5 protein-coding genes are annotated in these 11170 nt (G+C 36.2%); all 5 read right to left on the bottom strand.

All coding sequences use genetic code 11. The annotated features are described in order from the left end of the window. Window positions 1-275: 275 nt before the first annotated feature. The 5 genes from A8L44_RS07385 to A8L44_RS07365 all read right to left on the bottom strand — a co-directional run bounded on the left by A8L44_RS07385 (window position 276) and on the right by A8L44_RS07365 (window position 11158). Window positions 276-2555, bottom strand: coding sequence for a glycoside hydrolase family 3 N-terminal domain-containing protein (locus A8L44_RS07385; RefSeq protein WP_066104311.1), 2280 nt, complete (start codon window positions 2553-2555; stop codon window positions 276-278). A 106-nt stretch (window positions 2556-2661) separates the two neighbouring features. Beyond that, a complete protein-coding gene (locus tag A8L44_RS07380; protein WP_066103717.1) occupies window positions 2662-5781 on the bottom strand; it encodes an alpha-mannosidase in 3120 nt (1039 codons plus the stop codon). A 505-nt stretch (window positions 5782-6286) separates the two neighbouring features. Next, a complete protein-coding gene (locus A8L44_RS07375; RefSeq protein ID WP_066103716.1) occupies window positions 6287-7789 on the bottom strand; it encodes a response regulator transcription factor in 1503 nt (500 codons plus the stop codon). After that, window positions 7782-9572 (bottom strand): sensor histidine kinase, encoded by a 1791-nt coding sequence (locus tag A8L44_RS07370; protein WP_066103714.1) that lies wholly within the window; start codon window positions 9570-9572, stop codon window positions 7782-7784. The genes A8L44_RS07375 and A8L44_RS07370 overlap by 8 nt, the downstream gene beginning before the upstream one ends. 134 nt (window positions 9573-9706) lie before the next feature. After that, window positions 9707-11158 (bottom strand): ABC transporter substrate-binding protein, encoded by a 1452-nt coding sequence (locus A8L44_RS07365; RefSeq protein WP_066103711.1) that lies wholly within the window; start codon window positions 11156-11158, stop codon window positions 9707-9709. Window positions 11159-11170: the final 12 nt, after the last annotated feature.

Here is an 11170-nt window from a genome sequence, read left to right as displayed (position 1 = left end):
GGCTTATAAATAGGAAAAAAAGATTGCTAACATGATAGTAATAAAGTATTTTTTGTCATTTATACTACATTTCAAAAAACAAAACAGGAGGCTGCACACCTCCTGTTTTGTTTACAATCATTTCTATCTACTTGTAATAAAATAGGTATTTTTTCATTCAAAAGAAGAACTAATAAACACATTACCTAAATAGGCGCTAACCTCTTTAAAATGTTTTAATAGAAAAGGCTTCCTCTTAATCTCTAAATAAACTGCCAAAAATAATTAAAAAATCATCAGCCGATTTTAAGCGATACTTTTATGGATTCAACAGGATTGCCAACTACTAAATCAAAATTTCCCGGCTCTAGGGTATACTGCCTTAGGTTTCCGTAAATTTGTAATTCCTCTATTCCAATAACAAAATTTACTTCTTTTGTTTCTCCAGCTTTTATCCATACCTTTTTAAATCCTTTTAATTCCCGTACTCTTCTTGTAATGCTGGATTCTTTTCCCTTTAAATATAGCTGAATAACATCATATCCATCATTGCTCCCACTATTGGTAACATCTAATGAAAGATTAAATGTTTGTCCAGCTGAAAGTTTATCTACTGAAATAGCCTGTTCCGAGCATTGTAGATTTTCATAAGTAAAGGTCGTATAAGATAGCCCAAATCCAAATAGGAATAGACTGCTGCCTGCCATATCAAAATAGTCTTTTTTGTAATTCCCATACTTGTGATTATAAAATACAGGAATTTGCATAGAAGATCTCGGGATGGAAACAGGCAATCTACCGCTTGGATTAACGTGTCCAAACAATATTTCTGCAACTGCCTGTCCACCCATTTGCCCTGGGTACCATGCGCTTAAAATCGCTGGGGCGTTTGCAGCAATCCAAGGGATCGCATGTGGGCGGCCCTGTATCAAAATCGTAATGGTTGGCGTACCTGTCTTCATGATTCGCTGCAATAATTGCAATTGATGACCGCCTAACTCTAAACTAGCTACGTCTACATTTTCGCCGCAATCCATTTCCTCTTCTCCTGTTATATTAACGACTGCGCCATTTAAATCGAACTGTGCCTTAAAGTCCCTTGCGCTCGACCCACCTAGAACCACAATAGCTACATCCGAGCTTTCAGCAAGACTGACGGCTTTTTCGATTCCTTCCGCAGACCGTGAACGAATGCCACATCCTTTTTCATATACAACTTCTGTCTCCCCTGCAAGCTTTTCGATTCCCTTAAGAACTGTAATAACATTATCTTCTTGTTGGAACGGAGTGTAATCACCCAATTGATTGTAGATTGAATTGGCATTGGGCCCAATTACCGCTATTTTTTTTAAGTTGTTCTTTAGCGGGAGAATTCCCTCATTTTTTAATAAAACAATCGACTGCCTTGCTGATTCTAAATTGATTTCCTCTTTTTGTGCAGTAATTCCAGCCCACTTGGTTTCAACATAAGGATTTTCGAATAATCCCATTTTAAATTTCAGTGTCAGAACTCTTCTAACGGCTTTATTAAGTTGTTCTTCACTAACAAGACCATCTTCAATAACCTTTTCTAAGGTGGTATATACATTATCCCAAAGGCTTATATCTATTCCGCTTTCAAGAGCCAGCGCAGCCGCCTTTTCTCTGCTTTGTGTCAAGTTGACCAAATTGTCTAGAGCGCAGCCATCTGCCATAACAGCACCGTTAAAGCCAAATTCCTCTCGTAGGATTTCATTGAGTAGATAGCCATTTGCATGGCATGGAATCCCATCAATTTCATTATATGCGGCCATACAAGCAAGTGCCCCGGAGTGTATAGCCGCAATCATTGGAGGCAGATGGATCTCCCTTAATTCTCGTTCACCTATAGACGCAGGTGCAGCATTATGGCCACCTGTTCCATTGCCCTGAGCTGCAAAGTGTTTTAATACCGCCACAAGTTTTCCAGCTTGAATAGTTTCACCATTATCTCCCTGCATCCCTTTAACCACTGCTTCTGTTAACCTTGAAGCTAAGTACGGATCTTCACTGAAGCATTCTTCTGAACGTCCCCATCTGGGATCCCGCAAAATATCGAGTGTTGATACAAGCGCCATATGAGCCCCTTTTGCCCGAACTTCCTCCGCTACAGCCGCCATTAAATCTTCGTGTAGATCCGGATTCCATGTCGCTCCTACACCTAAATTAACAGGAGTAATCATACTGTCGAGCCCTTGATGACCATGTGAGCACTCCTCTGCCAGCAGAACCGGAATACCTAGTCGTGTGTTTTCTTTAATATATTGCTGTATCATATTCGCAACTTCAGCACTTTCACTTTTGGGAATTCCATTTTCATAATGAATGCCTGACCATGGATCGGATCGAAACAGACCGTAAATAACTCCGATTCCATCCCCAAATCGCACGTGGTCTATAAACTTTTCTGTTAATTCGTACCCTGATTCTGTTTTTCGGTAGGCTTCCCAACCATACATCTTTTGGTTTACCTGACCTACCTTTTCCTTCAGGGTCATTTTTGAAAGTAATGATTCTATCCATATTGATATCCTATCTGTTTCGTTTGCTGAATCCATCGCATTATCCACCTTATACCACCTCCTCTACCCTCATTGCTTTGATTTATATATGCTATACTGCTTAAGATATTTCGCAGGCGATTCGAGATGAACATCTAAGTGATTAGAATGAGACTAAAATCGTTTTTACTTCAAACGGCTTAAGATAGGAGGATAATTTATTTTTTTGAACCTGAACAGCGTCTTGTTTTTCCTCCAATAGGTTCGTTTCATCAGCAGAAAAAACCGACTTTCCAAATGTTACTTGTACTTCTTCCCTGCCGCCGCTTGATTCGTACATTCTTAAAATGATCCCCTTACCATCATCAGAGGGTTTCAATGTATCGAGAATAGCATGTTTGCTCTTCATATCGATAAAAGAATGTGAGTTTGGAAGATTCCCATTATGAGAGGAGGCGTTTACACAAACGATAGGGTGATTCAATTCATAACCTCTCTTAACTACTTCCGCTTCTCTCCAATCCCCTTCATGCGGAAGCAGCGAGTAGATAAATTCGTGATTACCTAAGTCAGCTGTTGGATCTGGCCATTTAGAAGCTCGAAGTAAAGATAGACGAAGGGTATTATGTTTTACGTCATATCCATACTTGCAGTCATTGAGCAGGCTGACACCATAACCCGCTTCAGAAAGATCCGCAAAACGATGTCCGCACACTTCAAATTGTGCCCTCTCCCAACTTGTATTCGTATGATTTGCTCTCTCCACTGATCCAAATGGAATTTCAAATGTGGCTTTCTGACAAAGGATATCAACAGGAAAGGCTACTTTTAATAATTTGTGATGCTCCTGCCAGTTCAATTTTGTATGAAAATCAATTCGACTACTATGATGGTAAAGAATCATCTCTTGTTCAATAATGGAATTTGACAACTGCCATTTAAAACGAATGGAATCCTGTGTCTTGCCTTTTTGAATATCTTTATCTAGCAAAACTATTGAATCAGCAGGCTGGTCATTAAATTTTGGGTCAATATCCCAGGCATCCCACACGATTGGCCGGTCATGAAACAACTGAAATTGATTGGCTAGTGCATCAGGTGCTAAAACCTCACGCTGTGCCTTTTTGTCATACAAGCGGAGCATTTCCCCTTTTTCATTCCATTCCACTACATAATATTCAGTTTCCCATCGGCTACCTACTTTCTCATTATCTTTTATACTAGGATTATCATAATCCATTAACCAGATAGTCTTGTAGCCAAGTTGAGGAATGTCAGATACATAAATAGATAATTCCAGTTGGCCATTTTTCAGTTGGCGGATGTCTGACGGCAAAACGTCACCATCATTTTTAAGCGCTTTCTTACCTGCCAGTTCAGATCCCCCGATAATTCTTACCGTTTCTGACCTCGCCCATGACAAACTGTTAAATAGAAGGAATGGGGTTCCTTCACCCAGCGTATTTATTTGCTTTTCTAATAGTACAAGAACATTATTTTTAACATGCTCACCGGCAGTAAAAATTTCCTCGTAATCAGTTGCTGACTTTTCATAAACTTCAGGAATCGATGAACCCGGAATAATATCGTGAAATTGGTTAAGAAGAAGTAATTTCCACTCTTTTTCCAATGACGGAGCAGTACCAACGTTTGCAAAGTAAGCTGCCATAGTACTCCAAAATTCTGCTTCTCGAAAAAGAACCTCAGCCTTACGATTCCATTTCTTATTCCGGGCATGTGTAGTGTATGTCCCTCGGTGAAGCTCTAAATACATATCTCCAACCCATGTTGGCAAATTGGGATCTTCTTGTTGAATACCATCAAAGAATTCGTGTGCTGTACTATTCACCACTGCTGGAAGTCCGGGAAGGGAGGTAGAGCGGTTTATATAATCAATCATTTCTTGTGTAACACCCCCACCTCCATCCCCGTGACCATAGAGAAGCATTTGTTTTGGATAAACTTGCTTTTGTTTATAGCTCCTCCAGTGATTATCAATTTCTTTTGGATGGGTATATTCATTCAGACCATGATTTAAATAGGAAAGAATTCTTGTTCCATCAATGCCCTCCCAATGAAATAAATCATATGGGAATGGATTAGTATCATTCCAGTTCATTTTGGTTGTCATAAAGTACTCTAATCCTGCTTTCTTTAACAATTGAGGTAGAGAGGCACAATAACCAAATGTATCTGGAAGCCACTCGATTCTTGGCTGCTGACCGAATTCATCTTGATAGAACTTCATTCCATATAAGAGTTGACGCACCAATGATTCGCCAGAAGGTATATTTAAATCAGGCTCTACCCACATACCACCGACAATTTCCCAGCGGCCATCAGAAATATGCTTTTTAACTCTCTGATAGATGTCAGGATAATACTCTTTTACAAATGCGTATGCTTGAGGTTGACTTTGAGCATAGGTAAAGTTCGGATTTTCATCTAGTAAAGTACTCATCGTCGAAAAAGTACGACTGCACTTTCGGACAGCTTCCTTCATCGGCCATAACCAGGCTAAATCAATATGGGATTGACCGACCATTAACATCTGTCCCGGTATGCTACCAGGTAAATCTGCCAGATGTTTAATTAGTTTTTCTTCTATTTCTTTTATCCGTAAACTATCACGTAAAGATTCAGGTTTTTCAAAATGAACTTGATACTGAACTTCATTTAGAGCTTCGAAGATTTTTCCTCTTATTAAATCATCTTCTGGGAGCAGTTTTGCAGTCTCAAAGTAACATGTAACAGTTGTTAGCAGACTCTTTATTGCTGGATTTGGCAACTCCAAGCACCCATTTATCAGGTAAAGAGAAGGCGGGTCATATTCCGCGGGTTCATTTTGATGATTTAATTCATCTACTGCCTGAGGAACGGGATTAAATAATTCTATTTTGATATTAATTTTTTCTTTTCCCCTTGCCTTATCATTAAATGGCACATAATATCTGTTTCGATCAATCCCTTGATAGGGCAAACCATCGATCGAAACCAGACCCTCATGATGAGTTGGTCGTCCCTTTGCCCCAACTAGAAAATTTAATCCAAATTGCTGATTTCTCCATTTTTCTGGTATGTATACATCTTTTTCAAGAAACATAGTTGTACCTGAATTGATTAACCAATCACCATTATTAACTAAAGTGGGACTTTCAGATTCTAATACATACTTAATAGGTTCCTCATATATCGCACGTTTCGTACTCCAATCGGAAATTGGTATAGCCTCTAGAAGTTGGTGATCTGCTAGATAACGAATGAATCGTTTTATTCTTTCCATTACATATCCCTCCAGGTACCTATTGAACAAATTAATAGACAATTAGTATGGCAGATGATAGGTCAGTATCATACTTTTCCATCAGGCAGCAACAACTCAAATTACATAAATCAGTCATTCTAAAAAACCTATGTGTTCTCCTAATTGTATGCTTTATCTCTTATCAGAAACTTTTCTAAATAAATTCTCCTTATCGTGCATCTAAATTTATCCTGTCGATAAATCAGGCTATGAGAGTTCATGGACATTTATCCAAACAATTATCTTAATCTTCATCTTTCTAAATAGGATGTACAGGTATAAATATGTAAGCGCTTTTATAATTTTAGCAATAATTAATGACCCTTCCTATTGGGGAAAATATAGATTCATTGGATAAAATAAAGAATACTCAAATAGAAGATGCTATAAAAAAACGTATCAAATTGATACGTTTTTACTGTAAAATTATGAGATATGTAAGTAGCCTAGACTATTTATCTTCAATTCCCATCCTCCAGATTATTCAAATCTTTCTCCATTCACTAGGTGTTGTCCCTATATTTTTCTTAAATTGTTTGTAAAAGTAGGTTGTATCAGAATATCCTACTTTTTTGCCGATTTCTCCAGCGCGATAATGAGTTGTTTTTAATAATTCCTTGGCTTTTTCTAAGCGATATCGATTCAGGTATTCAGAAAACACCAAGCCAACTTCTTTTTGGAATAATTGGCCTAAATAAATGGCGTTTATATGAAACTGCTGTCCAAGTGTTTTTAATGACAGACCTTCATGATAATGTGAATGAATATACTGAAGCACATTTTGCACAATCGGACTTCGACTATGAGTATGTTGATGAATGGCTTGGAGTAAATCATGACAGTACTCTTTTAGGATGGTTGTCATATGACTGATTTCAGTACTATAGACAATCCTTTCAACAGCTGCAGTATATTGAGAAAAATCATCGTGCTGTATGGAATAGTGGATATAGCAGATTAAATCAAATGTATATTTTTTCACTACTTGAGGAGAGATTAAATTTGACTGCTGTGTCAAATTTTCAAAGAAATGATCAATCTCCAATAAGAATACGTCTTCCCCATTCATTAGTTTTTTCACGATATTTTCTTTAATTTCTTTTTGTCTCTTTATTTCTTCCTGCCGATCCATTGCATTTTTATTGGAAATAAGAACATTGGGTTCGAAATTTAACTGCAGCAAACTATTTTCCCTTGCATTCGCAAAACTGTCCTCAAATCCATCAAGCGTATTGACTACCTTTCCCATAGATAAATAAAATAGTCCGGCCCCTAACTGTTCTTTATGTAAATGTTCGACTAGATTTTGATTTTGTCTCAATATATCCTCTTCATCATAACCTCCATAGATGATTACGATTTCCTGGAAAGGGCTAAAGAGACAAAGTGCTGAATAATTTTCCTCAATAAAGCTACGAACTTTGTTTAGTATCTCTCCATCTTGGTAATTCTCAATATTTAATATAGAAACATTATAAAGCTTTTCATTAAACTCAATACTGTATAATAACAACCTTTCATGAAAATCGTGCTGATCTATTTCACCAGTTAAATAGTTCCATAACGTATTATCCAACAGAGTTGTCTCATCATGCTGCCTGGTGTTTACGATCGAATTTAACTTTCGGCCTGTATTTTGGATAGTTGTTAATAATTCTTCTTCATCTACTGGTTTTAGCAAATAATTCTCAATGCCTAACAATAATCCTTGTTTAATATACTCAAACTCTTGATAACCTGTTAAAACAATACTCTTAATCTCAGGCTTTATTTTATTCACTTCCTCAACTAAATCCAAGCCAGACATTTCGCCCATTAAAATGTCTGTGATAAGAATGTCAATTGGATGATGAATTAAATAAGCAAGAGCATCCTCCCCGCTTTCGGCAGTATAGGTAATTTCAAATCCATAATCCTCCCAATCTATAATGGCCTTTAGTCCTTTTGTGATAATCGGTTCATCATCTGCTAATAGTATCTTATACATGTTTGGTCTCCTGCACAGGAATAGACAACTTAACCGTTGTACCTTGGTCTTTGATGCTGGTCAAGGAAATTCCAAACTGGTCTCCATATTTAAGCTTTAGACGTTGATGAATATTTCTTAATCCGATTGATTTCACACCATCACCTTCTTCATGATTAATATGTTGAACAATGATGTCTAATTTATCTTCAGACATTCCTTTGCCATTATCTTTCACGATGATATCTATTTTTTCACCTACTTGGTGCGCAAGGATTAATAATTCATTATTAAATTGATTTTTTTTGAAACCATGAGCAAAATAATTTTCAATTATTGGCTGTAATATTAATTTTTGTACCATGGTTTGTTCCACTTCATTTGGAATATTTATATCCACAGTTAATTTATCTGGATATTTAAATTGCATCAATTTCAAGTATTGATTAACATATCTGATTTCAGTGTAAAGCGGTACGGTATCTTTAGATTCCAAAGTATAACGAAAAAGCTTAGATAAATGAAAAATCATTTTACTGGATGTTTTAGAACCCTCCACAACTGCAACCATTCGGATGGCCTCAAGTGTGTTAAATAGAAAATGCGGATCTATTTGTGCCTGAAGGGCTTTTAATTCGGCTTGCTGCTGCTTCATATTCAACAGGTAGGATTGTTCAATATACTTATTTAGCTCTGTTAACATCGAATTGATATTGATAGATATCTTCGATAATTCATCTTCTTGCTTTGATATCGGAATTCGTGCATTCAAATCACCATTTTCTACCTTACGAACTATCTTTACGATGTTTTGAATTCGACGGGAATAATTCCTGGTAAAAGAAAAAGTTATTAAAATAGCAGCTAAAATAAGAAAGCAAATAACAACCCACATAGTCCCTCTAATGATCGTCAGCTTTTGCCATCCTTTATCGGGAATAACACTTATGTAAGTAAATTCCCCCATATTAGCAATCGTGTTTATGTGATAATTTTCTTGCTTCCACTCTATTTTCGTCTCATTTGTTTCTCGTTTCACTTCCCTAATCATATCAATCGGGATACCTTTATTAACCGAATAAGCAATTTCTCCATTTCTATCAATAAGAAAGAAAGATACTGGTGCTCCTTCTTGCTTTCTTAACATTTTGTCTAACCATTCTGTTGAGTAGTAAAATGATATTTCACCAATTTTTTTCAGTGTTACTGGGTTATTCAGTATGATTCTTTTTGTTATTGTGTTTCTTAACTTTCGTTCTTTTAGCAAACCATCCCTGTTTAAGTTAGGTATTCCCTGAGAAAGAGAAGGATCTGCATTTGTACCAAGGTCAATTACGCTTTTATTCCAGCGGACATTATTATTGATTAATAAATATTCAATAGATTGATTCTCATATGAACGTAAACTAATGGCATTTAAATCACTATCCTGACTAAAATAACCATTAAAATAGATATCAATATTATTAGGAGTAAAAGATTTACTTTTCGAAAATCTATCTAAATGGTACTCCAAGTATTTTCCATAACCATTGTTGAGAGCGAAAGTTATATCATTGATCATTTCTCCATTTATATAAAGATCTCTTATAGCTCTATTAATATCTGCATCCTTGGATGAAAAATAATCTTCTACTCTTTCTAATGTCCGTGTATTAATATTAACTTCCTTTTGAATAATAATATCGGAATAATAATTTGAAACCGTAACAAATAAAATGATAACGGTTACAACAATAGTGATAGAGGATATCAAAAACAGTCTATTAAATACATTTTGCGTAAAGCGTTCTTTAAATTTCATATTAGAATCCTTTAGTATACAAATTGTATATATGTTAATTATAACATCGAATAGCAATATTTAGGTTATTAGGTTAAAAAGGAGTATGGTAAATAAAATCAAGCTGGAATGCACCAGCTTGATTTTTATGTTTATTATTGTTTGCTTTTCCATTCATCATATTGCTTTTGAATTTCTTTTAATACTTTATCGATTCCAGCCTCTTTCAATTTTTTATTGAATTTAGGCAGATATTCTTCCGGATCCACTGAACCTGTTCCAAGCGCCGGATAAAACTCCTTCGAAATATTCGTTATCGAAGCAAGCTCTGAGCGAACTGGATCACTATTAAAATTGAAACCAAGGGTTGGTGATTTAACGGCAGAAGCATTAAATTCTTCGAATTTCTCCCATTTATCCTTAGGATCTTCTTTGTATAGGTCTAGGATGAAATGGTTTCCTAAAGAATAGGATGGCATATTATAGCTGTCGATACGTGCAGGAAGATCTTCTATTGTTCCATCTTCGTTTTTCTTATAGTGGGTGCCCTCAATTCCTTTATCTACGAGGTTACGAAGATAGGAATCTGTATTAAGCAAATTTAGGAATTCCATTGCTTTTTTAGGATTTTTAGATGTAGCCGAAATGGCCTGAATTGAACCAGAAACAGAGTCATTTACAATGGTTGGCGGTTCAGCAGGTGCAGACACAACCTCGTATTTAGCTGAACGGGACCAAAGTAAATCAGCATATGGCTGTGATCCACCCATACGTACAAACCAATTTTCCACATCCATTGGCCATGTGTCTTTACTTGTAGCAGCATCTTCTTTTAGATAGCCAGCTTTATAATATTTATGCATCGTTTTAAACATATTCATAGCTTCATCTGTATCAAATGGATTAATCACTTGATCTGTTTCCCCTTCAAATGGGAATGCAAAGGGCATTTCACCATTAAAGACATAGTCATAGCGTAAAAATGCTTTAAATGTAGCCATTGGTGTAACACCAGATTCTTTTTCCTTAATAGTTTTCAGCATTGGCTCTAAATCTTCTAAAGAACCCACTTTAGAAATATCGAAGTTGTATTGGTCTACAAGTCGTTTATTAAACGTATAAACCGTTTGTCTTGCTACCTCTTTATTAGCAGGAATACCGTAAATTTTACCATCAATCTTGATACCTTCTAAAAACTGAGGATCAATAACCTCTTTCATCTCTTTTCCTTCATTATTCAACATATCATCAAGAGCCATAAATGCACCCTTTTGGGAATTTTGAACATAATCGGTTCCGTTTGTAAAAATGATGTCAAATTGTTCACCTGAATTGATCATAACTTGCGATTTTTGAGCCCAATCACCCCAATCAATTTGAGTCATTTTCACAGTGGCATTTATTTTCTCCTTTAGGTACTTATTTACCTCATCGAATACTTTATCCGTATCCTTTTGAGGTGTTCCGATGGTGTACCATTTAATTTCGTATGGGTCTCCATCTTTTCCGCCGTTTTCCTCATTTGAGCTTTCTTTGCTGGTGCATGCAGATAGGATTGTTCCAATCGATAGAACTAGTGCTAATAGAATCACAAATTTTTTCTTCATACCTCTCTCCTC

It is taken from the genome of Bacillus sp. FJAT-27986 (genome assembly GCF_001685035.1).
Classification (GTDB): Bacteria; Bacillota; Bacilli; order Bacillales; family Pradoshiaceae; genus Pradoshia.
This window is presented reverse-complemented; position numbering and strand designations above follow the sequence as displayed.